This window comes from Streptomyces africanus, assembly GCF_030816955.1.
GTDB classification, from domain to species: Bacteria; Actinomycetota; Actinomycetes; order Streptomycetales; family Streptomycetaceae; genus Streptomyces; species Streptomyces africanus.
Map to the genome: position 1 here is coordinate 2,129,432 of NZ_JAUSYP010000001.1, position 22,937 is coordinate 2,152,368.

19 protein-coding genes are annotated in these 22,937 nt (G+C 72.0%); 9 read left to right on the forward strand and 10 right to left on the reverse strand.

The window, feature by feature from the left end; translation table 11 throughout:
- Positions 1 to 49: 49 nt before the first annotated feature.
- From pepN to QF034_RS09975, 3 genes are all read right to left on the reverse strand, one after another.
- Entirely contained in the window at positions 50 to 2,545 is a 2,496-nt protein-coding gene (gene pepN, locus QF034_RS09965) for an aminopeptidase N (protein ID WP_307174591.1), read from the reverse strand.
- Positions 2,546 to 2,612: 67 nt separating this feature from the next.
- A complete protein-coding gene (locus QF034_RS09970; RefSeq protein WP_307174592.1) occupies positions 2,613 to 3,164 on the reverse strand; it encodes a response regulator in 552 nt (183 codons plus the stop codon).
- A 142-nt stretch (positions 3,165 to 3,306) separates the two neighbouring features.
- Entirely contained in the window at positions 3,307 to 3,657 is a 351-nt protein-coding gene (locus QF034_RS09975) for a chorismate mutase (protein WP_307174593.1), read from the reverse strand.
- Positions 3,658 to 4,005: 348 nt separating this feature from the next.
- Here QF034_RS09975 and QF034_RS09980 point away from each other — a divergent pair, with 348 nt between their 5' ends.
- On the forward strand, positions 4,006 to 4,893 hold the full coding sequence (locus tag QF034_RS09980; RefSeq protein WP_307174594.1) for a hypothetical protein: 888 nt from the start codon (positions 4,006 to 4,008) through the stop codon (positions 4,891 to 4,893).
- Between the two features lie 31 nt (positions 4,894 to 4,924).
- Here QF034_RS09980 and QF034_RS09985 read toward each other — a convergent pair whose 3' ends face one another.
- Both QF034_RS09985 and QF034_RS09990 read right to left on the reverse strand, forming a co-directional pair.
- A complete protein-coding gene (locus QF034_RS09985; protein ID WP_307174595.1) occupies positions 4,925 to 5,848 on the reverse strand; it encodes an SDR family oxidoreductase in 924 nt (307 codons plus the stop codon).
- Between the two features lie 18 nt (positions 5,849 to 5,866).
- Positions 5,867 to 6,607 (reverse strand): SDR family oxidoreductase, encoded by a 741-nt coding sequence (locus QF034_RS09990; RefSeq protein WP_307174596.1) that lies wholly within the window; start codon positions 6,605 to 6,607, stop codon positions 5,867 to 5,869.
- A 54-nt stretch (positions 6,608 to 6,661) separates the two neighbouring features.
- On the opposite strand from QF034_RS09990, the gene QF034_RS09995 reads away from it, so the two are divergent.
- Genes QF034_RS09995 through QF034_RS10010 form a run of 4 tightly spaced genes read left to right on the forward strand, consistent with a single transcriptional unit; the run spans position 6,662 to position 10,013 of the window.
- Positions 6,662 to 7,411, forward strand: a complete 750-nt coding sequence (locus QF034_RS09995; RefSeq protein ID WP_307174597.1) for an enoyl-CoA hydratase family protein — start codon at positions 6,662 to 6,664, stop codon at positions 7,409 to 7,411.
- Entirely contained in the window at positions 7,412 to 8,248 is an 837-nt protein-coding gene (locus QF034_RS10000; protein ID WP_307174598.1) for a CoA transferase subunit A, read from the forward strand.
- A complete protein-coding gene (locus QF034_RS10005) occupies positions 8,245 to 8,964 on the forward strand; it encodes a CoA-transferase subunit beta (RefSeq protein WP_307174599.1) in 720 nt (239 codons plus the stop codon). The genes QF034_RS10000 and QF034_RS10005 overlap by 4 nt, the downstream gene beginning before the upstream one ends.
- Positions 8,964 to 10,013, forward strand: a complete 1,050-nt coding sequence (locus QF034_RS10010) for an NAD(P)H-dependent flavin oxidoreductase (protein ID WP_307179847.1) — start codon at positions 8,964 to 8,966, stop codon at positions 10,011 to 10,013. The genes QF034_RS10005 and QF034_RS10010 overlap by 1 nt, the downstream gene beginning before the upstream one ends.
- On the opposite strand, the gene QF034_RS10015 is transcribed toward QF034_RS10010, so the two are convergent.
- From QF034_RS10015 to QF034_RS10025, 3 genes are read right to left on the reverse strand one after another with little or no spacing between them, the layout of a single operon-like run.
- Positions 9,997 to 11,154 carry an acetyl-CoA C-acetyltransferase gene (locus QF034_RS10015; RefSeq protein WP_307174600.1) on the reverse strand — a complete coding sequence of 386 codons (1,158 nt, stop codon included), beginning with the start codon at positions 11,152 to 11,154 and terminating at the stop codon, positions 9,997 to 9,999. The genes QF034_RS10010 and QF034_RS10015 overlap by 17 nt on opposite strands.
- A 17-nt stretch (positions 11,155 to 11,171) precedes the next feature.
- Positions 11,172 to 11,807 carry a TetR/AcrR family transcriptional regulator gene (locus tag QF034_RS10020; protein ID WP_370880779.1) on the reverse strand — a complete coding sequence of 212 codons (636 nt, stop codon included), beginning with the start codon at positions 11,805 to 11,807 and terminating at the stop codon, positions 11,172 to 11,174.
- A gap of 13 nt (positions 11,808 to 11,820) precedes the next feature.
- Entirely contained in the window at positions 11,821 to 12,603 is a 783-nt protein-coding gene (locus QF034_RS10025) for an SDR family oxidoreductase (protein ID WP_307174602.1), read from the reverse strand.
- Positions 12,604 to 12,670: 67 nt separating this feature from the next.
- On the opposite strand from QF034_RS10025, the gene QF034_RS10030 reads away from it, so the two are divergent.
- Together QF034_RS10030 and QF034_RS10035 are read left to right on the forward strand one after the other, a co-directional pair.
- Entirely contained in the window at positions 12,671 to 13,810 is a 1,140-nt protein-coding gene (locus QF034_RS10030; protein WP_307174603.1) for an acyl-CoA dehydrogenase family protein, read from the forward strand.
- On the forward strand, positions 13,810 to 14,826 hold the full coding sequence (locus QF034_RS10035; protein WP_307174604.1) for an acyl-CoA dehydrogenase family protein: 1,017 nt from the start codon (positions 13,810 to 13,812) through the stop codon (positions 14,824 to 14,826). Before QF034_RS10030 ends, QF034_RS10035 begins: the two co-directional genes overlap by 1 nt.
- Here QF034_RS10035 and qcrB read toward each other — a convergent pair.
- Together qcrB and QF034_RS10045 are read right to left on the reverse strand one after the other, a co-directional pair.
- Positions 14,798 to 16,456, reverse strand: coding sequence for a cytochrome bc1 complex cytochrome b subunit (gene qcrB / locus QF034_RS10040; protein WP_307174605.1), 1,659 nt, complete (start codon positions 16,454 to 16,456; stop codon positions 14,798 to 14,800). The two genes, QF034_RS10035 and qcrB, sit on opposite strands and share 29 nt — an antisense overlap.
- Before the next feature lie 122 nt (positions 16,457 to 16,578).
- Positions 16,579 to 17,313, reverse strand: coding sequence for a vWA domain-containing protein (locus QF034_RS10045; RefSeq protein WP_307174606.1), 735 nt, complete (start codon positions 17,311 to 17,313; stop codon positions 16,579 to 16,581).
- A gap of 117 nt (positions 17,314 to 17,430) precedes the next feature.
- Here QF034_RS10045 and QF034_RS10050 point away from each other — a divergent pair, with 117 nt between their 5' ends.
- On the forward strand, positions 17,431 to 22,599 hold the full coding sequence (locus tag QF034_RS10050) for an HD domain-containing protein (RefSeq protein WP_307174607.1): 5,169 nt from the start codon (positions 17,431 to 17,433) through the stop codon (positions 22,597 to 22,599).
- The gene (locus tag QF034_RS10055) at positions 22,596 to 22,937 is read left to right on the forward strand and encodes a hypothetical protein (protein ID WP_307174608.1); all 342 of its coding nucleotides are present in this window, start codon (positions 22,596 to 22,598) and stop codon (positions 22,935 to 22,937) included. Before QF034_RS10050 ends, QF034_RS10055 begins: the two co-directional genes overlap by 4 nt.

Sequence of the window (22,937 nt, forward strand, 5' to 3'; positions counted from 1 at the left end):
CATCGTCGGAAGGGACCAGTCGCCCCGCCCGCGCCCTACGTCGCGGGTCCTAGACCTCCTTGCCCTGGCGGACGCGCAACGCCCGTGCCAGGTCGTCGAGTTGGTCGAGGAGTTTACGGCGCAGCGCCGGGATCGGTGCGGCGTCCCGCAGGCACTCCTCGCCGAGGCGGAGGTTTTCGGGGTCGACGTTGTCGGCGGGGAAGGCCCAGCGGCCGGCGGCTTCGGCGATGGCGGGGCCGCGGCGGCCGGCGAGGGCGACCGCGTCCGTGTAGTAGCGCGGCACGTACGCGCGGACCAGGTCGGCCTGTTCGGGCTGCCAGAAGCCCTGGGCGGTGGCGGTGAACAGGTAGTTGGACAGGTCGTCGGAGCCGAACATCGACTCCCAGGCGCGGGCCTTGGCCTCCGCGTCGGGCAGGGCGGCCCGGCAGCGGGTGGCGCCCTCCAGGCCGGTGGCGCTCGGGTCGCGTTCGAGTTCGGCGGCGATGGCGGCCTCGTCGGTGGCGCCCAGGGCGGCGAGCCGGCCCAGGACGCGCCAGCGCAGTTCGGGGTCGAGCTCCGGGCCGCCGGGCACGGTGCCGTCGGCGAGCCAGGCGGCGATGGTGTCCGGGTGGGCGGTGACGTCGATGCGGTGGCGTACGGCGATCAGGCGCAGGCCGGGGTTGTCGCCGTCCTCGGTGCGGCGGATGAGGTCGCGGCACAGCTCGGAGAGCGTGGCGAGCGCGGCGGGCCGTTCCTCGGGCGTGACGTAGCGGTCGGTGATGTATGTGGACGCGAAGGCGAGCACGCCCTGGACGATCGCGAGGTCGGTCTCCAGCGGGAGGTGGGCCCGGGCGGTCTCCAGGTAGGCGGCGGGCGCCAGTTCGCCGTCGCGGACGGCGTCGCGCAGGGCGTTCCAGACGACCGCGCGGGTGAGCGGTTCGGGCAGGCCGGACAGGTCCTTGCGGATGGTCTCGAAGGACTCGGGGTCGAAGCGGACCTTGGCGTAGCTGAGGTCGCCGTCGTTGAGGAGGAGCAGCGCGGGGCGCTTGCCGATGGGGCGGGCTTCGGTGTGCGGCAGGTCGAGGTGGAGGCGTGTCCGCAGGACGAGTTGCCTGCCGTCGTCGCCGAGGTCCCGGTCGTACAGGCCGGCGGCGATGCGGTGCCGGCGGCTGCCGGTGCGGTCGACGGTGAGCGAGCAGGTGCCGTTCTCGCCGGGGGTGATGCGCGGGGTGAGGGTGTCGACGCCGGTGGTGCGCAGCCAGGCGTCGGCCCAGGCGTGGACGTCGCGTTCGGTGGCGTCGGCGAGGGAGTCGATGAAGTCGGCGAGGGTGGCGTTGCCGAACTTGTGGCGGGCGAAGTGGGTGTTGATGCCGGCCAGGAAGTCCTTCTCGCCGAGCCAGGTGACCAGCTGTCGCAGTGCGCTGGCGCCCTTGGCGTAGGAGATGCCGTCGAAGTTGAGCAGCGCGGAGGCGGTGTCGTCGACGGCCTCGGGGGCGACGGGGTGGGTGGAGGGGCGCTGGTCGGCGTCGTAGCCCCAGGCCTTGCGGTTGACGCCGAAGTCGGTCCACGTGTCGGTGAAGCGGGTGGCCTCGGTGAGGGTCTGGTAGCCCATGTACTCGGCGAAGGACTCGTTCAGCCAGATGTCGTCCCACCACTTGAGGGTGACGAGGTCGCCGAACCACATGTGGGCCATCTCGTGGGCGACGACCATGGCGCGGGTCTGGCGCTCGGTGTCGGTGACGGCGGAGCGGTAGACGAACTCGTCGCGGAAGGTGACCAGGCCGGGGTTCTCCATGGCGCCGGCGTTGAACTCGGGGACGAAGGCCTGGTCGTAGGAGTCGAAGGGGTACGGCTCGTCGAACTTCTCGTGGTAGCGGTCGAAGCACGCGCGCGTGACGTCGAGGAGTTCGTCGGCGTCGGTGTCCAGGTAGGGGGCCAGCGAGCGGCGGCAGTGCAGGCCGAAGGGCAGGCCGCGGTGTTCGGTGCGCACGGAGTGCCAGGGGCCGGCGGCGACGGCGACGAGGTAGGTGGAGATCAGCGGGGTGGCGGCGGCCTTCCAGAGGCCGTCGCCGGTGTGTTCGGTGATGCCGTTGGCGAGGACGGTCCAGCCCTGCGGGGCCGTCACGGACAGTTCGAAGACGGCTTTGAGGTCGGGTTGGTCGAAGGCGGCGAAGACGCGCTGGACGTCCTCCATGAACAACTGGGTGTAGACGTAGGTCTCGCCGTCGGTGGGGTCGGTGAAGCGGTGCATGCCCTCGCCGGTGCGGGAGTAGCGCATGCGCGCGTGCACGCGCAGTTCGTGTTCGCCGGCGGTGAGGTTCTTCAGGGGCAGCCGGTTGCCGTCGAGGGTTTCCGGGTCCAGGGGTTGTCCGTCGAGGGTGACGGAGCGCAGCTCGGCGGGCTTGACCTCGACGAAGGTGTCCCCGTCCGCGCGGGCGCCGAACCTGATCAGAGTGCGGGAGTCGAAGGTCTCGTCCCCGGTGGTCAGGTCGAGTTCGATCGTGTAGCGGTGGACGTCGAGGAGCCCTGCTCGGGTCTGCGCTTCGTCGCGCGTCAGTACGGACATGCAGGACATGCTGCCTGATGGCACGGGCATGGCACAGAGGCGGATCGGTATGCGACCGATGTCCGGTCTAGGTGCGGTCCTTTTCCAGCTCACCGGCGTGCGCCCCCATGGGCCGCTGGGGCGGCACGCGCGCGTCGGGGTGGGGCAGGGCGGGGCGCTCGGAGTGTGCGGCGCTCTCGGTGTGCTCCCGGACGACGGCGCGCAGCCGGCGCACCTCCTGTTCCAGGGCGAGGTGGTGCTGGTGGGCGTCGTAGAGGTAGCGGACCTTGGTGCGCAGGGCCCAGGGGTCCACGGGTTTCATGACCAGGTCGGCGACGCCGAGGCCGAAGGCGGCGGCGGTGAGTTCCTGATCGGGGCCGAAGCCGGTGAGCAGGATGACCGGGATGTGCTGCGTCTGTTCCACGCGCCGCATGTAGCGCACGACCTCCAGTCCGCTGACGCCGGGCATGCGCACGTCGAGCAGGAGCAGGCCGACCTGGCCGCGCAGCACCTCCTTGAGCGCCTCGTCGCCGCTGGTGGCCCGGCCGAGCTGGTAGCCCAGCGGGGCCAGGGCGCTCTCCAGCGCGTACAGCGTGTCCTCGTGATCGTCGACGATGAGGATCCTGGTATCCGACGGCATGGCCCGACGCCCCTCCCTCGTGGAGGATCCAGAGTAAGTCCGGGACACTGACGCGCAGTACTCGTCAGCTGACATGCTGTGCACAGCGCAGCATGCCCCGCGCGGGGCGCCGTGTCACTCCCCCCGGGGCGGTCGCGCGCGGTCAGTCGCGGCTGGGCGCCGAGCCGTTGAGCGTTTCGTCCGCGATGCGCTCGTGGTGGCGGATGACTTCGGCGACGATGAAGTTCAGGAACTTCTCCGCGAAGGCCGGGTCGAGTTTGGCGTTCTCGGCGAGCGAGCGCAGCCGGGCGATCTGGCGGGCCTCACGGGCCGGGTCGGCGGGCGGCAGCTGGTGCCGGGCCTTGAGGTGGCCGACCTGCTGGGTGCACTTGAAGCGCTCGGCGAGCATGTGGACGACGGCCGCGTCGATGTTGTCGATGCTGTCGCGCAGGCGGGCGAGTTCCGTAACGACGGCGGGGTCGACGTCACCGGTGCCGGTGTTGCTGGTGGTCATGGCAGGTCAGCCTAAGGGGCGCACGCCCGGGGGCCGCGGGGCGTCTCACGACTCGGCGGGGCTCAGCCGCGGGCCCGTTCCCGGGAGCAGAGCTGCGGGTGGGAGCCGGGCGCCTGGAAGCCGTACGTGGAGACGATCAAGTCAGGCTGCCGAGCCGCTTCTCGAGTGCGTCGTCCTGGCCGCCCACCCGGAGCGAGGCGGCGACGGAGCGCTGGTCGCTGGTCACGGCCCGGATTCTGCCGGCGGCCCGGGGCGGCGACGACCGGTTTTCGCGGCGGCACGGCGGCCCTGTGGGCGGCACACTTTCGTACAGTGGAACCGGGTTCAGGGGCGTCTTGGGGGTGAGGCGTGGCGAACGACGGGCCGGTCGAGCACGGCTACCCGCATCTGGAGACGGTGCGGGCCGCCATCACGGCGCTGTACAAGCGCCTGTCGTACGACACGATCCAGACGTTCGCGACCAGTGTGCTCCCCGCCGACGTGGCGTTCTGCGACACCGACGACCTGTATATGGGCGCGCAGCGGGTGGCGCACGAGATGGTGCGGCACTACCGGCTGCCGGACGCCCGGCTGGTCGTGAGCTTCCGGGAGATGCGGCACGCGGCGAATGTCGAGCTGGCGGCCGGGCCGGAGTACTTCGTGGAGCTGAACGACCGGTTCCGTACGCATCGGCGGGACATCGGGGCGGCCCTGGCGCACGAGGTGATGCATGTGTACCTGCACCGCCTCGACCTGTCGTTTCCCGGGGTCCGGGACAACGAGATCCTCACGGACACGGCGACGACGTATCTGGGCGCGGGCTGGCTGCTGCTGGACGCGTACCGGGAGGACCGGGCGTCGTCCCAGAAGCTGGGGTATCTCACGCCGGAGGAGTTCGGGTACGTGCTGGCCAAGCGCGCGCTGCTCTTCGGGGAGGACCCGTCGGTGTGGTTCACCAGCCCGCAGGCGTACACGGCGTACGTGAAGGGGAGGGAGCTGGCCCGACGCGATGAGCAGCAGCCGCCGCTGACCGCGGCGGGGTGGGCCGGGCGACGGCGGTACGCGCACGACCGGCGGCATGCGCAGGCCGGGCCGCCGCAGCCGGGTGTGCGGTACTCGTTCACGCCGGACGGGGGCGGGCGGCTGCGGGTGTCGTTTCCCTGCCCGACCTGTCATCAGCGGATCAGGGTGCCGGTGCGGGGGCGTGTCCGGGCGCGGTGTGCGTTGTGCCGGAGCGTGTTGGAGTGCGACACGTAGGCGGGCGCTGGGGTACGCCCCGTACGTCTTCCTAGGCCCCGTACACGCTCCCCGGCTCCCCCGCCTCCGCCAGGAGTTTCCGCGCCGCCTCCCCCGCCTCCGCCGGGGCCCACCGTTCCCCCTTGTCCGCGGTCGGGCCCGGGCGCCAGCCCTCCATCACCGTGATCCGGCCGCCCTCCGCCTCGAAGACCCGGCCCGTGACCCCCGCGCTCGCGACCGAGCCGAGCCAGACGACCAGGGGGGAGACGTTCTCCGGGGCCATGGTGTCGAAGCCCGCGTCGGGCGCCGCCATCGTGTCGGCGAAGGTCCGCTCCGTCATACGGGTCCGGGCGGCGGGGGCGATCGCGTTGACCTGGACGCCGTAGCGGCGCAGCTCGGCCGCCGCGACCAGGGTCAGGGCGACGATCCCGGCCTTGGCGGCGCTGTAGTTGCCCTGTCCGACCGAGCCCAGCAGGCCCGCGCCACTGCTGGTGTTGACGATCCGCGCCTCGGGCCGGCGGCCCGCCTTGGCCTCGGACCGCCAGTGCGCGGCGGCGTGCCGCAGGGGGAGGAAGTGGCCCTTGAGGTGGACGCGGACGACGGCGTCGAAGTCGTCCTCGTCGAGGTTGACCAGCATCCGGTCGCGCAGGAAGCCCGCGTTGTTGACGAGCGTGTCGAGCCGGCCGTACGTGTCCAGGGCCGTCCGGACGAGGGAGGCGGCGCCCTCGGCCGTGGCGATGTCGCCGCCGTGCGCCACCGCCTCGCCGCCCCCCGCGCGGATCTCGTCGGCGACACGGGCGGCCGGGCTGCCGGGGCCGGGCAGCCCTTCGGCTCCGGGTGTGCCGTCGAGGCCGACGCCGAGGTCGTTGACGACGAGCCGGGCGCCCTCGGCGGCGAACGCGAGGGCGTGGGCGCGGCCGAGGCCCCGGCCCGCGCCGGTGACGACGACGACCCGGCCGTCGCAGATTCCGCTCATCCGAGCTCTCCCCTCATGTCACGTCTCCTTGTTGACGGTCGAGGCGTCCAGGAACGCGGGGCGCTCCCCGCCCCCGTGGACGAGCAGACTCGCCCCGCTGATGTAGGCGGCGGCGTCCGAGGCGAGGAAGACCGCGGCCCGGCCGACGTCGGACGGCTCGGCGAGACGGCCGAGCGGGACGGTGCGGGCGACGGCGTCGACGCCGTCCTGGTCGCCGTAGTGGAGGTGGGAAAGTTCGGTGCGGACCATGCCGACGACGAGGGTGTTGACCCGGATGTCGGGCGCCCACTCCACGGCCATCGAGCGGGCGAGGCTCTCCAGGCCCGCCTTGGCGGCGCCGTAGGCGGCGGTGCCCGGGGAGGGGCGGCCTCCGCTGACGCTGCCGATCATGACGATGGAGCCCCTGGCCCGCCGCAGGTGCTCGTAGGCGGCGAGGGACACGGTCAGCGGAGCCACGAGGTTGAGCTCCATCACGCGCGCGTGCCGGCCGGCGTCGGCGTGGGTGAGCGGGCGGTGGGGGCTGCCGCCCGCGTTGTTGACGAGGACGTCCAGCCGGGGCAGCTCGGCGCACAGGCGCCGGACGGCCTCGGCGTCCCGGACGTCGAGCGGCCTGAACTCCGTTCCGGGCACCGGGACGTCCGGCGGGCGGCGGGCGCAGACCACGACCTGGGCGCCGGCCCGTACGAAGGCGCGCGCGATGCCGGCACCGACGCCCCGGGTCCCGCCCGTGACGACGGCGACCTTCCCGTCCAGCTCCATTCGCTGCTACCTTCCACCTAACAAACGTTTGGTGGAAAGGTAGCTGATGCGGCCATGGGTGTCTCCACCTCGTGCGGGGAAAAGGGCATAGCCGTCGTCACGGTCGACTTCCCGCCGGTGAACGCCCTGCCGGTGGCCGGCTGGTTCGCCCTGGCCGACGCGGTGCGCGCGGCCGGGCGCGACCCGGAGGTGCGGTGCGTGCTGCTGACGGCCGAGGGGCGGGGGTTCAACGCGGGCGTGGACATCAAGGAGTTGCAGGCGGACGACCGGGAGCACCGTGCGCTGCTCGGCGTGAACAGCGGCTGTGCGGAGGCCTTCGCGGCGGTGTACGAGTGCGAGGTGCCGGTCGTGGCGGCCGTGCAGGGCTTCTGTCTGGGCGGCGGCATCGGCCTCGTGGGGAACGCGGACGCGATCGTGGCGAGCGAGGACGCCCGCTTCGGCCTGCCGGAGCTGGACCGAGGCGCCCTGGGGGCGGCCACGCACCTGGCCCGGCTGGTCCCCCAGCACCTGATGCGGGCGCTGTACTACACGGCGCGCACGGCGAGCGCGGCGGAACTGCACGCGCACGGCTCGGTGTGGCGGGTGGTCCCGCGCGGCGAACTGCGCGCCGCCGCCCTGGAACTGGCCCGGGAGATCGCCGCGAAGGACGGGCGGCTGCTGCGCCTGGCCAAGGCCGCGCTGAATGGCATCGACCCGGTCGACGTGCGCCGCAGCTACCGCTTTGAGCAGGGCTTCACCTTCGAGGCGGGGCTCAGCGGCGTGGGCGACCGGGTGCGGGCCGGCTTCGGGAAGGAGGGCGCGTAGGTGAGTGACAAGACGATGACGGCCGACGAGGCCGTGTCCCGCCTGTCCAGCGGCATGACTCTCGGCATCGGCGGCTGGGGCTCGCGCCGCAAGCCGATGGCCCTGGTGAGAGCAGTGCTCCGGTCCCGGATCACCGATCTCACGATCGTCTCGTACGGCGGCCCGGACGTCGGCATGCTGGCCGCCGCCGGGCGGATCCGGAAGCTGGTCACGGCCTTCGTCACCCTGGACTCGATCCCTCTTGAGCCGCACTACCGCGCGGCCCGCGAGCGCGGCGCCTTCGCGCTGACGGAGATCGACGAGGCGATGTTCCTGTGGGGCCTGCGCGCGGCGGCGAACCGGCTGCCGTTCCTGCCCGTGCGGGCCGGCCTCGGCTCGGACGTGATGCGGGTCAACCCCGGTCTGCGGACGGTCACTTCGCCGTACGAGGACGGGGAGACGTTCGTGGCGATGCCCGCCCTGCGCCTCGACGCGGCCCTGGTGCACGTGAACCGCGCCGACCGGCTGGGCAACGGGCAGTACCTTGGCCCGGACCCGTACTTCGACGACCTGTTCTGCGAGGCGGCGGACACGGCATACGTCAGCTGCGAACGGATCGTCGGCACGGCCGAGCTGACGAAGGCGGCACCGCCGCAGACCCTGCTGGTCAAGCGGCACACGGTGACGGGCGTCGTGGAGGCGCCGAACGGGGCGCACTTCACGTCCTGCGCGCCGGACTACGGCCGGGACGAGTCGTTCCAGAAGACGTACGCGACGACACCCTGGCCGGAGTTCAGGGCCCGCTTCCTCGCCGGGGACGAGCAGGCGTACCAGTCGGCCGTCGGGGAGGGGCCATGACGGGCGTCAGCCGCGCCGAATACTGCGTGATCGCGTGCGCCGAGGCCTGGCGGGGCGCCGGTGAGGTGCTCGCGAGTCCCATGGGGCTGGTCCCCTCCGTCGGTGCCCGGCTCGCCCGGCTCACCTTCGCGCCGGACCTGCTGCTGACCGACGGCGAGGCGCTGCTGGTCCGCCCGGACGGGACGACGGAGGGCTGGCTGCCGTACCGGCAGCATCTGGCCCTGGTCACGGGCGGCCGGCGGCACGTGATGATGGGCGCGAGCCAGATCGACCGGTTCGGCAACCAGAACATCTCGTGCATCGGCGACTGGGAGCGGCCGCGGCGGCAGCTGCTCGGGGTGCGCGGCGCACCGGTCAACACCCTCAACCATCCGACCAGTTACTGGATCCCGCGGCACTCCCGGCGGGTCTTCGTCGACCGGGTCGACATGGTCTGCGGAGTCGGGTACGACCACGCGGCCGGGGCGCCTCACCACCGCATCCCGCGGGTCGTCTCCGACCTGGGTGTCTTCGACTTCGCCACCCCGGACCGCTCGATGCGGCTGGCCTCGCTGCACCCGGGAGTCACGGTGGAGCAGGTCAGTCAGGCGACGGGCTTCGAGCTGGCCGTCCCCGACGAGGTGCCGCCGACCCGCGAGCCGACCGCCGAGGAGCTCCGGCTGATCCGCGAGGTCGTCGACCCGGCCGGCACGCGGACCAGGGAGGTCGCCGCGTGATGGAGACGGCGCTGACCCGGCTGACCGGGGTCCGCCACCCCCTCGTGCAGACGGGGATGGGCTGGGTGGCGGGGCCGCGTCTGGTCTCCGCCACGGCGAACGCGGGTGCTCTGGGCATCCTGGCCTCCGCGACGATGACGCTCGACCACTTGCGCGCGGCAGTCCGGGAGGTCCGGGCGCGTACCGACGCGCCGTTCGGGGTGAACCTTCGCGCGGATGCGGCGGACGCCGGCGACCGGGTGCGGATCCTGATCGAGGAGGGCGTCCGGGTCGCCTCCTTCGCCCTGGCCCCCTCCCGGGAGCTGATCGGCGAGCTCAAGGAGGCCGGTGTGGTCGTCATGCCGACCGTGGGGGCGCGGCGGCACGCCGAGAAGGTCGCGGCGTGGGGCGCGGACGCGGTCCTCGTCCAGGGCACGGAGGGCGGCGGGCACACCGGCGAGGTGGCCACGACGGTGCTGCTGCCGCAGGTCGTCGACGCCGTGGACATACCGGTCGTGGCGGCGGGCGGGTTCTTCGACGGGCGGGGACTGGTCGCGGCGCTGGCCTACGGGGCGGCGGGCGTCGCCATGGGGACGCGGTTCCTGCTCACCTCGGACTCGACGGTGCCGGAGGCGGTGAAGGCCCGGTATCTGGCGGCGACGGTGCGGGACGTGACGGTCACCCGGGCGGTGGACGGGCTTCCGCACCGCATGCTGCGGACGGAGCTGGTCGAGGCGCTGGAGCGGTCCGGCCGGGTGAGGGGTGCCCTCCAGGCGGTCCGCAGGGCGGCAGGCTACCGGAAGCTGTCCGGCACGAGTTGGCGCCGGATGCTCCAGGACGGTCTCGCCCTCCAGCACGGCAAGGACCTGACCTGGAGCCAGGTCCTGCTCGCCGCGAACACGCCGATGCTGCTCAAGGCGTCCATGGTGGACGGCCGTACGGATCTGGGGGTGATGGCGTCCGGGCAGGTCGCCGGGGTGATCGACGACCTGCCGTCGTGCGCGGAGCTGGTGGAGCGGATCATGAAGGAGGCCGAGGACACCCGGCGGCGTCTCACAGCCTCTCGATGATCGTCACATTGGCCTGTCCGCCGCCCTCGCACATGGTCTGCAGGCCGAGCCGGCCGCCGGTGCGCTCCAGTTCGTGCAGCAGGGTCGTCATCAGCTTCACGCCGGTGGCCCCGAGCGGATGACCCAGAGCGATGGCGCCGCCGTTGACGTTGACCTTCTCCGGGTCCGCGCCGGTCTCCTTCAGCCAGGCCAGGACGACCGGTGCGAAGGCCTCGTTGATCTCGACGAGGTCGATGTCGCCGATGGTCATGCCGGTCTTCTTCAGGGCGTGGGTGGTGGCCGGGATCGGGGCGGTGAGCATCCGGATCGGGTCCTCGCCGCGCACCGAGAGGTGGTGCACGCGCGCGCGGGGGGTGAGCCCGTGGTCGCGCACGGCCCGCTCGGAGGCCAGCAGCATCGCCGCCGCCCCGTCGGAGACCTGCGAGGAGCAGGCGGCGGTGATGGTGCCGCCGTCGATGACCGGCTTGAGACCGGCCATCTTCTCCAGGAAGGTGTCCCGGCGCGGGCCCTCGTCGGCGGTGACGTCCCCGTACGGCACGGTCTCGCGGTCGAAGCGGCCCTCGTCGATCGCCCGCACAGCCCGCTGGTGGGACCGCAGGGCGAACTCCTCCTGGTCGCGCCTGCTGATCCCCCACTTCGCGGCGATCATCTCGGCGCCCGCGAACTGGTTGACGGGCTTGTCCCCGTACCGCGCCCGCCAGCCCGCACTGCCCGCGAACGGGCCCTCGGTCAGCCCCAGCGGCTCGGCGGCCTGCCGGGTGGCGAAGGCGATGGGGATCATCGACATGTTCTGCACACCGCCGGCGACCACCAGGTCCTGGGTGCCGGACAGCACGGCTTGCGCCGCGAAGTGCACGGCCTGCTGCGAGGAACCGCACTGCCGGTCGACGGTCACGCCCGGCACCTCCTCGGGCAGCCCGGCCGCCAGCCAGCAGGTCCGCGCGATGTCCCCGGCCTGCGGCCCCACGGCGTCCAGACAGCCGAGGACGACGTCCTCCACGGCGGCCGGATCCACGCCCGAGCGGTTCATCAGCTCCTGCAGCACATGCGCGCCGAGGTCGGCCGGATGGACCGCGCTCAGCCCTCCTCCGCGCCGCCCGACGGGCGTGCGGACCGCCTCGACGATGTAGGCCTCGGCCATGGCAACTCCCTCACAGATCAGGGCTCTTCGCGTACGGCGATCCCGTCCAGCACCATCGACAGGTACTGCCGGGCGATCTCCTCCGGGCTGTGCTGGCCGCCCGGCCGGTACCAGGACGCGGCCACCCACACCGTGTCGCGCACGAACCGGTAGGTGAGCCGGACGTCGAGGTCGACCCGGAAGGCCCGCTCGGCGACGCCGCGCTCCAGCGTGGACAGCCACGCCTTCTCGAATCTGCGCTGCGACTCGGCGAGGAACGCGAACCGCTCCTGCGCCACGAGCTGCTTGCTCTCCTTCTGGTAGATCGCGACGGCCGCGCGATGCCGGTCGATCTCCCGGAACGACTCGGTGACCAGGGCCTCAAGCGTCTCGCGGGGCCCGAGCCCGGCACCCAGGACGGCGTCGTAGCCGTCCCAGAGCTCGTCGAGGAAGGTACGCAGGATCTCCTCCAGCATCGACTCCTTGGAGTCGAAGTGGTAGTAGAGGCTGCCCGCGAGCATTCCCGCGTGGTCCGCGATCTTGCGGACGGTGGTGGCGTTGTAGCCCTGCTCGGCGAAGACCTCGGCGGCGGTGCCGAGGAGTTCGCTGCGGCGGTCCGGGGCGGGGGGCGCGGCTGTCACGGCTGTCGCCTGGGACTTCTTCTTGGTCGGCACGCTGTCCATTGTCCTAGGGGTGCTGGTTGCTGACGGAGACGACCTCGCCCGTCATGTACGAGGAGTAGTCCGACGCCAGGAACACGATCACGTTGGCCACCTCCCAGGGCTCGGCGCAGCGCCCGAAGGCCTCGCGGGCCGTCAGTTCCTCCAGCAGGCCGGGGGGCGTCACCTTCGCGAGGTGGGGATGCATGGCGAGGCTCGGCGACACCGCGTTGATCCGCACCCCGTACGCGGCGGCCTCGACGGCGGCGCACCGGGTCAGGGCCATCACGCCCGCTTTCGCGGCCGCGTAGTGCGCCTGTCCGGCCTGGGCGCGCCAGCCGACGACGGAGGCGTTGTTGACGATCACGCCGCCGGTGTCCCGCATCCGGCGCAGGGCGGCCCGGGTGCACCTGAAGGTGCCGTTCAAGGTCACGTCGAGGACCTTCGCCCACTGCTCGTCGGTCATGTCGACGAGCGGCGCGGTCCCGCCGAGGCCCGCGTTGTTGACGACCACGTCGAGCCGGCCGTGCTCCCGGACGGCGGTCTCGAACAGCGCCCGTACCTGCGATTCGTCGGTGACATCGCACACGGCCGACGCCACGGCGCCCTCGAACTCCCGGGACAGCCGCCCCTCATGCTCCTTCAGCCGCCGCGGGTGGGCGTCGCTGATCAGCACGCGGGCGCCTTCCTCCAGGAAACGGCGTGCGGTCGCCCCGCCGATCCCGGCGCCCGCCGCCGCGGTGATGACGGCCGTGCGCCCGTCGAGCAGCCCGTGTCCGGGAACCCTGGCCGGCGCCTCGACGTTTGTCATGGCAGCACGCTAACCTACCAAACACTTGTTAGGGAAGCCCACCGGTGAGGGAAGGAGGGCGCCGGTCGTGGACCTCACCCACTCCCCCGCCGACGAGGCGTTCCGCGCCGAGGCCCGCGCCTGGCTGCACGCTCACGTGCCGTCCGAGCCGCTGCCCTCCCTGGAGACCGAGGACGGCTTCGCCGCTCACCGCGCCTGGGAGGCGGAGCTGGCCGCGGACGGCTGGTCCGTGGTGAACTGGCCGAGGGAGTACGGCGGCCGGGACGCCACGCTGGTCCAGTGGCTGCTGTTCGAGGAGGAGTACTACGCGGCGGGCGCGCCCGGGAGAGTCGGCCAGAACGGCATCCATCTGCTCGCCCCGACGCTCTTCGAGCACGGCACGCGGGAGCAGCGAGCCCGGGTGCTGCCCGCCATGGCCACCGGTGAGGTGATCTGGGCCCAGGCCTGGTCGGAGCCGGAGGCGGGCTCGGACCTGGCGTCCCTGCGCTCGAAGGCCGTGCGCACCGACGGCGGCTGGCTGCTGACGGGACAGAAGACCTGGTCGTCCCGGGCCGCCTTCGCCGACCGCGCCTTCGGCCTGTTCCGCAGCGACCCGGACGCGCCGAAACCCCACCAGGGCCTGACGTACCTGATGTTCGGCCTGCGCTCGCCCGGCGTGACCGTCCGGCCCATCGCCCGCCTCGACGGGAAGCCGGCCTTCGCGGAGCTGTTCCTGGACGAGGTGTTCGTGCCCGACGAGGACGTGATCGGCGAGCCCGGCCAGGGCTGGCGGATCGCGATGTCGACGGCGGGCAACGAGCGGGGTCTGATGCTGCGCTCCCCCGGCCGCTTCCTCGCCGCCGCCGACCGGCTCCACCGCCTCTGGCGGGAACAGGGCAGCCCGGAGAGCACCCGGGACCGCGTGGCCGACGCCCTGATCGGCGCCCGCGCCTACCAGCTCTTCGCCTACGCCGCCGCCTCCCGCTTCCTGGACGGCGCGTCGATCGGCCCCGAGTCCAGCCTGAACAAGGTCTTCTGGTCGGAGTACGACATCGCGCTGCACGAGACGGCCCTCGACCTCCTGGGCGAGGAGGGCGAGCTCGCCGACACGGACTGGGCCGAGCGCTACGTCTTCTCCCTGGCCGGTCCCGTCTACGCGGGGACGAACGAGATCCAGCGCGACATCATCGCCGAGCGCCTGCTCGGACTGCCGAAGGGACGCCGCTGATGCGTTTCCTCCTCGACGCGGAGCAGCGCGCCTTCGCCGCCTCGCTGGACGCCCTGCTGACGGCGGCGGACACACCGGCGGTGGTGCGGGACTGGAGCCGGGGCGACCATGCGAGCGGGCGGGCGCTGTGGTCCCGTGTCGCGGAGGCCGGTGTGTTCGCGCTGGCGGTTCCGGAGACCTGCGAAGGCGGCCTGGGACCGCGACCGGCAGAACTGGCCCTCGCCTTCGTCGAGCTGGGCCGCCACGCGGTACCGGGCCCGCTGGTCGAGACGGTCACGGCGGCGGTGCTCCTCAGCGGTGCGGACCCGGGCACAGCCGAGCGGCTGCTGCCGGCGCTGGCGTCGGGCGGGACGATCGCGACGGTGGAGGTCGAGAAGGCAGGGACCGAGAAGGCAGGGACCGGGAAGGCGGGGACCGAGAGGTCGTACGCCCTCGACGGCGACGCCGCCGGGCTCCGCCTCTCCTGCTCCTCCGACGGCATCCGCCTCTCCCCCGGCCACGGCCCCGTCCGCCCCTCCCTCGACCCGGCCCGCCGCCTCACGCCCCTCACCCCCGGCGGCGAACTCCTCCTGCCCGGGTCCCTCACGGACCAGGCCCTCGCCTGGGCCCGTCTCGCCACGGCCGCCCAGGCGCTGGGTGTGGGCCTGGCGCTCCTCGACCGGACCGTCGCCCACGTGAAGCGGCGCTGCCAGTTCGGGGTGCCCGTCGGGTCGTTCCAGGCGGTCAAGCACCGGCTGGCCGACGCGAAGATCGCCCTGGAGTTCGCGCGCCCGCTGGTGTTCGGAGCCGCCCTGACCATGCGGCCGGCCGAGGTCGCCGCCGCCAAGGCCGCCGCGTGCGAGGCGGCGTACAGCACCGCCCGCACGGCGCTGCACCTGCACGGCGCGATCGGCTACACGGCGGAGTACGGCCTGTCGCTGTGGCTGACCAAGGCCCGGGCCCTGCGCACCGCGTGGGGCGATCCCCACGCGTGCCGGGCCCTGGTCGTCAGTGCGGCTGGTGATCGCCGCTGGTGATCTGCCGGTACTCCTCCACCGTCGGCTTCTCGATCCGCGCGTCCGGCCCGAACATCGCCTTCGCGAGCCGGGCACGCAGCCGCTCGGACCGCCTGACCTTGCGGCGGACGCCCCCCGCGTCGACCAGGGGCCCCATCTCGTAGGGCGGATGCTGCTCATGCTGGGTGAGGGTGAACAGCTCCGCCTGCGAGAGGGGCGCGTGCACCTCGATGTACTCGCCGTTCGGCAGCCGTTTGATGGTGCCGGTCTCCCTGCCGTGCAGCACCTTGGCGCGGTCGCGGCGCTGCAGGCCCATGCAGATCTTCTTCGTGACGAGGAAGGCGGCGACCGGCAGCACGAACACACCGATCCGCACGAACCAGGTGATCACGTTGATGGACAGATGCAGATGCGTGGCCACGATGTCGTTGCCGCCGCCGATCAGCAGCACCGCGTACAGGGTCAGCCAGGCCACGCCCAGGCCGGTGCGCACGGGCGCGTTGCGCGGCCGGTCCAGGATGTGGTGCTCGCGTCTGTCGCCGGTGATCCACGCCTCGATGAAGGGATAGAGGCCGAGGGCGAGCAGGATCAGCGGGAAGAGCGAGAAGGGGATGAAGACGCCGAGGACGAGCGTGTGGCCCCAGAGGTTGATCTCCCATCCCGGCATCACCCGGATCAGCCCCTCCGAGAACCCGAGGTACCAGTCGGGCTGGGCGCCGGTGGTGACGAGGTCGGGGCGGTAGGGGCCGAAGGCCCACACGGGGTTGATCTGGGCGATGCCGCCCATGACCGCCAGGACACCGAAGACGAGGAAGAAGAAGCCGCCCGCCTTGGCCATGTAGACCGGCAGGAAGGGCATCCCGACGACCGACCGCTCCTTGCGCCCGGGGCCCGGGAACTGGGTGTGCTTGTGGTAGAAGACCAGGATCAGATGGGCGGTCACCAGGCCCAGCATGATCCCGGGCAGCAGCAGGATGTGGACGGGGTACAGCCGCGGGATGATGTCCTCGCCCGGGAACTCCCCGCCGAAGAGGAAGAACGACAGGTACGTCCCGACGATCGGGACCGACAGGATCGCGCCCTGCGCGAAGCGGATGCCGGTGCCGGACAGCAGGTCGTCGGGGAGGGAGTAGCCGGTCAGGCCGGTGATGATGCCGAGCATCAGCAGGGTCCAGCCGAAGACCCAGTTGAGCTCGCGGGGCTTGCGGAAGGCGCCGGTGAAGAACACCCGCATCATGTGCACCAGCATGCCCGTGATGAACACCAGCGCGGCCCAGTGGTGGATCTGCCGGATCAGCAGCCCGCCGCGCACGTCGAAGCTGATGTCCAGCGTGGACTCGAACGCCCTGGACATGAGCACGCCGTTGAGCTGCGTGTAGGACCCCTGGTAGGCGACCTCCTGCATGCTCGGCTCGAAGAACAGGGTGAGGTAGACGCCGGTGAGGATCAGGACGACGAAGCTGTAGAGGGTGACCTCGCCCAGCATGAAGGACCAGTGGTCCGGGAAGACCTTGCGCATGTTGGCCCTGGCCAGCGCGTAGAGCCCGAGCCGCCCGTCCGCCCAGTCGGCGAGCTTCTCGCCCTTGCCGGCCGGAGGGCCCCGGCGAGCGGAAGCCGTCCCGTACACCCGTCGTGCGCCGTCGTCGCCCATACGTCGTCGCCTCCCCGTCGCATCCTTTCCAGCGTGGCACGGCGGCGCGGCCACGCAAATGGGGCGTCTGGGCGGTTGGGCCAAGGGGCGGGGCGATTGGGCCAGGGGAGCGAGCGGGCGGCTCAGCGGCTGCCGGGACCCCGCACGATCCCCTGGGCCCTGGCGGCCGCGAGCCACTGCGGGAACTCGGCCACCAGCCGGTCGTACAGCTCGGCGTCCGAGATCCGCCGTGGGTCCTCGCCCGCGTGGAAGAACCCGGCGTTGTCGACGACCCGCTTGCCCGGTACGGGCAGCTCGTCGAGCCTGCGCAGGAAGTCGAACTGCTTGCTGCCCGGGTCGCCGAAGCCGATGAACTGCCAGAACAGCGGCAGCCTCGCCGCCTTGCACAGGTACCGCTCCGCGGCGAGCTTGTTGATGGGCCCGCCGTCGGTCTGGAAGACCACGAGGGCCGGCTCGGTCGCCCCGCTGTCGACGTAGTGGTCGATGACGGCGTCCATCGCCAGGTGATAGCTGGTCTTGCCCATGTGGCCGAGCCCGGCGACGATCCGGTCGATCCGCCCCTGGTGGCCGGCCAGAGCGATCTCGGTCTCGGCGTCGACGTCGGTGGAGAAGAACACCACCGGCACGGTGCCGTCGTCATCGAGGTGCGCCGACAGCCCGAGCACCCGGTCGGCCAGCGCCTGCACGCTGCCGTCCTTGTAGTAGGGCTTCATCGAGCCGGAGTAGTCGACCACGAGGTAGACCGCGGCCCGCAGTCCGTCGAGGCCGTGCTTACGGAGCGACACCCCGGCGCTCTTGTAGAGGTTCACCAGCGCGGGGGCGGTCTCCTCCACCTTGCTGAGACTGATCGCGGCCATCCGGGCTCCCCCCTCGGTCACCGGCTGTCGATCACCGGGACGGGTCCCGAGAGTACGGCACCCGGGCCCGTGTGCTCTGCGATGATGTCCTACTCGTGAAATGCATGAGGGGGACGCGTGAAACCGGGACAGGCTGAGGCCCCTGGAGCGGGCAGACGGCTGGCTTTGGTCGTCGGAGTGGGGCGGACCCCCGCGCTGGAGCGGGACGAGCATCTGGCCCGGCGTTTCCCCGCCCTGGAGAGCGCCGTCGAGGACGTCGAACTGGTGAGCCGTGCGCTGCGCCAGTCGCACTACGAGGTACGGCCGCTGCTCGACCCAGGCGGCTTCCAACTGCTCGGCGCCCTCCAGGAGTTCTTCGACGAGTGCTCCCCCGGCGACACGGCGTTCCTCTACGTGTCCTGTCACGGTACGACCGTGGGCAAGCGGGACCATCTCCTGCCCGCCGACGTACAGCCGGGCCGTATGGACCCGGCCGGTGGCCGGGCGCTCCTCGACCGCACGCTCATAGCCGCCGACCCCGAGGGACTGCTCGACGGGCTGCCCGCCGGCGTGACGACAGTCGTCTGCCTGGACATCTGCCGCACAGAGGAGCCCACGCCGCTGGCCGAGCAGAGCAGGAAGACCGTGCTCTCGGCCGCCGAGGACGTGTACTGGCTGTACAGCTGCAGCCGGGGCGAACGCTCCTACGCCGACCCCCAGGACGGCAGTTGGTTCGGCCGGGCGCTCGCCAAGGCGCTGGCTCCGACGACCCAGCCGACCACCTTCGCCGACCTCGTCCGCTACACCCGCACGGCGGTGCGCCGGAACGCCTCCGACGCGGGCGTCATGCCGCCCGCCGTCGACCGGTACGTCCCGCACGGCCTGGACGCGGACGGCCCCGGCCCCGTGCTGTGCGAGGGCGCACAAGAGGCGTACCGGTGGACGACGATGATCGAGCAGTCGTCCCTGTGGGAGTACACGTCGGGCACCGCCGTACACGAGCGGGTCAAGAAGCGGCTCGGCGAGCTGGTCGAGCACATCGTGGACTCCCTCTCCACCGAAGGCGCGCACCGGGACGACCCGTGGACCGACCCCACCTATCCGGTCCGGGTGGTCGACCGGACGGAGACCCTGGTCAAGCGGGCCCGTCTGGAAGGCCGCGACCTGCTCTCGCCCGCCGAGACGGCGGCGCTTCTCGCCGCGCCCGTCGTGCAGGAGGGCGTCGTCGCGATCGCGCTGGAGGAACTGCGCAGGACGATGCCCGAGGGCATGGACGTCAAGAGCGCCGCGGACGACGCCCTCGAAGGCCACGGCCGCCTGGTCCGGGACGCCGCCCACGATGTGGCCCGCGCGCACTCCCAGGTCCGGCGCACCGTCGCGACCCTGCGCCGCCGCGGCCTCAAGGAGCAGACGGCGGCCGCGGACCACTGGCTGCGGCACCGCTTCATCACCGACTGGGACCTGCTCTGGGAACGCACGGGCGACTACGCGGCCGTGGACTCGATCCTCGACCTGCTGGTGAGCGCGATCCTGGACGCGGCTGCCGACCCCACGGGAACACCGGTCAGAGAGGCGACCAGGCTCACCATCGACGGCCAGGTGCGCCAGGTCCTCGGCCATCTGACGGTCCATCCGAGCACCAGCCCGCGCATCAACGACGCGCGGGGCGGTGACGACTGGAGCACCTACCCGCCGGTGCCCGGGAACCAGTGGCGCGCCTCGGACCTCGCCCGTCTGCTGTGGACGGCCGGCCTCCAGGCCGCCGATCCGCGCCGGATGTCGAGTGTCCTCGTCGACCACCTCGGCGCCCACGAGCCCCTGGACCCGGACGACGTGGTGGCCGCCCTGTCCGCCGACTTCGGCTACGACGTGACGCTCCTGGGCGAACAGGACGACGGCCCCTACGAACTCACCGTCCGGTTCGCCTGCCCCCATCCGGCACTGCACGTGGCCGTCGAGGAGCTCGCCGCGCGGACGAACGCGACCGTGAGCCTGCTGCACCAGGAGTGCCAGAAAGCCCGGACGACCCCGCCGGCCCTGCTGCGCGGATTCCCCGAGCGCGTCACCACCGACCAGCTCGTCCCCGTGGCCGAGCGGTACAAACAGCCGCTGGAACGCTTCCGGCTGGCCGAGGACGAGATCCGTCCCCTGCTGATGGGCACCCAGCTCTACGGCGATCCCATGCTGGCGGTGCGCGAGCTGTACCAGAACGCCCTGGACGCCTGCCGCTACCGCGACATGCGCCGGCAGTACGGCGCGGCGCAGGGGCGGCCCGGGCCCGACTGGCAGCCGAGGATCACGTTCACGCAGGGCTGGGACGCCGACGGCAGGCCGTACATCGAGTGCACCGACAACGGTTCCGGCATGAACCGCGCCAAGCTGACCTCGATGTTCGCCCGTGCCGGCAAGCGGTACGAGCAGGACCCGGAGTTCGTCCAGGAGCGCCGCAACTGGCGCCGCGCCGAACTCGGCGAGATGCCTCTCAACTCCCGTTTCGGCATCGGCGTGTTCAGCTACTTCATGCTGGCCGAGGAAGTCGTCGTCTGGACGAGCCCGGTGGACCACTACGGCCGCGCGCTCCAACTGGAGCCGCTGCGCGCCGACATCCAGTCGGGTTCGGGGTTGCTGCGGATCGGCGAGGATCCGCATGTGGCGCTGGACGGCGGGACGCGGGTGCGGCTCTATCTCGGCGAGGACTCCACCGTCCCGCCGTCGTTGGTGGACACGCTGGAGTCCTTCCTGTGGGTGGCGGACTTCGAGGTGGAGGCACGGGAGCTCACCAAGGACGACACCCGGACGGTCGTACGGCACCGGCGCTGGGAGGCCGGAGTCCTCACGCCTCCCACCCCCAAGCCCTGGTACGGCGACGCCGTCCAGGGCGCCCGCGACATCTGGCTGGTGCAGGGGCAAGGCGGGTGGCTGCTGGACGGAGTGGTCATCAAGGACGCGCCGGAGTCGTACGGCCACATCGTCAATCTGCGGGAGCGGCACCGGCCGGAGCCCAGTGTGGACCGCAACAGCCTGATCTCGTACGACGAGGAGGCGGTGACGTCCGAGCTGCTGGAGGCCGCGCCGAGGGCCGCCGGGCGGTGGCGGGAGGTCAACCTGTCGTGGCTGTGGGAATTCACCGAGAAGTCGCCCCGGCTGGCTCTCGTGGTGCTCGGCTCGCTGCGGGGCGACACCATGGCCGTCATCTTCCCCCAGGCCGGACCTCGCCGGGCCTTGCCTCGCACGGTGCCTCTGGCGATCGCGGGTTGCCTCCCGATGGACGAGAGTGCCGGGAACCGAGGCCCCTGGCGCAGGCTGCTCGGCGAGTACCAGGGCACCCTCGCCCAGTGGTGGCAGAAGACACGGCTGGCCCTTCAACAGGAGGGCAAGCCCTTCCGGCCGCCCGGATATCCGGCACCGGCCGGCATGGACGCGTTTCTCTTCCTGAAGGACACCGCCCCGCGCGGATGGGTCACGGTTCTGCGCGCGGCACACCTGACACACACGCCGCTGTCAGAGCCCCTCAAGGCCCTCCGCCGCTACGCGATCATGGGGCTGGAGGTTCCGGCCACGACGGATCTCCGCGGACTTCGGACGGTGCGGCCGACGACGGAGCTGGTCGAGCTGTCCGACATGTTCAGGTCGACACTGGGCGTCGGGGCCTGGAACGATCCAGCACCGTACGCTCCGCTGCTGCTGCTCGCCGCGCGGCACCGCATGCGCCTCGCGGACGCGGTCGCGCTCCTGGAACAACTCCGGGCCTGGCAGCCCGAGCTGCCGCCCCCGCCGGAACTGGACGCCGACCTGGCCGCCGAGGTCCCTTCCCGCGGGGACGCGGCACTGCTGGTGAGCAAGGAACTGGACGAGGAGCTGCACCTGTGGCCCGGTGAGCTGGGCGTCATCGATCTCCTCGTCCGCGCGGACCCGGGTGTCCCCCTCAGCAACCTGGTGGCCCGTGTCCGGCGTTTTGCACCGCTCGGCTTCTCCCTGCGGGACGACCCCTCGTCGGCGGCCGAAGAGCACGGTCCGCTCTCGGAGCTGGAACGCTCTCTGTTCGCCCGGTCGGTCGGCATCCCGCGAAGGGAGTCCGTATGGCGTGGCGACGATCTCGGGATCGCCGACCTGCTCTTGTTGGCCACCGAACTGCAGACCTCGCCAGTCGACGTGGCCTCACGCGTGAACGCCCTCACGCCGGTGACCGGGATACGCGCCGACCAGCCGCCCGTCGAGGTGGCCGACTGGATTCCCTCAGCACTCGCCACCGAGGTGATCAACACGATCCGTCGCCGTGGCGTCGGTATCACTCCGTGGATGTTCATCAGGGTCGTCATGCGCAGGACCGCTCGCCCCACCGGCCTGGCGGCTCGGCAGGACCTTGTCCTGGACGAGATCGACAGCGTCCTGCGGCGCCTGAGTGCAGCAGGTCTTCTCGCACCGGGCTTCGAGAACGTCATCGACGAAACCGTCCGGCAACTGGGGCAATGGGACCATCCGCTGACGCGTGGACACTCGGTCGGGGTGGCCGGCAGGGACCTGGACGAGCACGGCGTGAGACCTCCCGACCTGGTCCAGCTCAGCGCCACCGAGCGACGTACCATCGGCGATCTCGTGGAGCGGCTGACCGGTCAGGAGCAGATCCTGCCGATCGCGGTCACCCGGCCCGCCCCCGAGGTGCTGGACCTGCAAGCGACGCCCCAGGACGTCAACGCGATCCTGCTGCACCCGTCGAAAGGTTTCATGCCGGACCTCCGGCTCCGGCGACTGCTGCACCACGCGTACAGCACGCGCCGCACCCTCGCCGCCTCCATCGAGCACCTCACCCGGTTCGTCCCGCTCGGCGGCCCACCGCCCCCCTGCACCCCCGACACCCCCGGGTTCGCGGCCGTACGGGACCGCACACCGGACCTGTTCGACCTCGCCGCCTTCAGCGCGGGTCTCCTCGGCGCTGACGACGAGTCCTGCGCCCTCGGCCCCCTCGAACTCGCCCGCACCGCAGGCCGCTTCGACTGGACCCTCGCCAAGACGTACGACCGCTACGCCCCCTTCGCCTGCCTCGGCCTGGACGTCACCGTGGCCAGGCCCGAGGGCTCGGTGGCCGACCGTGTCCCCGACTGGCAGGACCTGATCATCCTGACCGAGCAGCTCACCGGCCGGGCCCCGGCCCTGGCCGGCACCGTCTCCCAGGACCACATCACGCTCTGCGCGGAGGAGACGGACCTGTCCGGGCCCGAGGTGCGCGAGCGGCTGGCCCGGTACGCGGACCTCTTCTCCCTCGAACTCCCCGCCGAAGCCCCTCACCTGGAAGGCACCGCCGAGTGACGCCCCCGATCGAGTACGACCCCGACGCCGTCCACACACCCGTCCTCACCTTCCGGTGGATCGTCCGCAGGAACGGCGACGACGCCCAGTACGAAGCCTCCGGGACCTGTCCGGTCTGCACCTGCCCGATGACGAGGACGTGGCCCTTCGGGCAGCCCCCGGTCGCCAAGGGCGGCTTCTTCGGCCGGCGCGAGGAGCCGGGGCCCGAGCCGTTCCACACCCTGTGCCAGTGCCGCACACTGCACATGAACCGCCCCGCGAGCGAGCCGCGGGGCTGCGGCGCCCTGCTGACCATCGCGGCGCCGCCCTCGCCCGGGCAGCCCGGAGCGACGCCATGA

Coding starts and splice junctions, on each gene's coding strand:
- QF034_RS09990 (WP_307174596.1), bottom strand. CDS start 6,607: ATGGAGCTGGACGGGAAGGTCGCCGTCGTCACGGGCGGGACCCGGGGC.
- QF034_RS10015 (WP_307174600.1), bottom strand. CDS start 11,154: ATGGCCGAGGCCTACATCGTCGAGGCGGTCCGCACGCCCGTCGGGCGG.
- QF034_RS09970 (WP_307174592.1), bottom strand. CDS start 3,164: ATGCCGTCGGATACCAGGATCCTCATCGTCGACGATCACGAGGACACG.
- QF034_RS10045 (WP_307174606.1), bottom strand. CDS start 17,313: ATGGCCGCGATCAGTCTCAGCAAGGTGGAGGAGACCGCCCCCGCGCTG.
- QF034_RS10010 (WP_307179847.1), top strand. CDS start 8,964: ATGGAGACGGCGCTGACCCGGCTGACCGGGGTCCGCCACCCCCTCGTG.
- QF034_RS09975 (WP_307174593.1), bottom strand. CDS start 3,657: ATGACCACCAGCAACACCGGCACCGGTGACGTCGACCCCGCCGTCGTT.
- pepN (WP_307174591.1), bottom strand. CDS start 2,545: ATGTCCGTACTGACGCGCGACGAAGCGCAGACCCGAGCAGGGCTCCTC.
- qcrB (WP_307174605.1), bottom strand. CDS start 16,456: ATGGGCGACGACGGCGCACGACGGGTGTACGGGACGGCTTCCGCTCGC.
- QF034_RS10005 (WP_307174599.1), top strand. CDS start 8,245: ATGACGGGCGTCAGCCGCGCCGAATACTGCGTGATCGCGTGCGCCGAG.
- QF034_RS10035 (WP_307174604.1), top strand. CDS start 13,810: ATGCGTTTCCTCCTCGACGCGGAGCAGCGCGCCTTCGCCGCCTCGCTG.
- QF034_RS09995 (WP_307174597.1), top strand. CDS start 6,662: ATGGGTGTCTCCACCTCGTGCGGGGAAAAGGGCATAGCCGTCGTCACG.
- QF034_RS09985 (WP_307174595.1), bottom strand. CDS start 5,848: ATGAGCGGAATCTGCGACGGCCGGGTCGTCGTCGTCACCGGCGCGGGC.
- QF034_RS10025 (WP_307174602.1), bottom strand. CDS start 12,603: ATGACAAACGTCGAGGCGCCGGCCAGGGTTCCCGGACACGGGCTGCTC.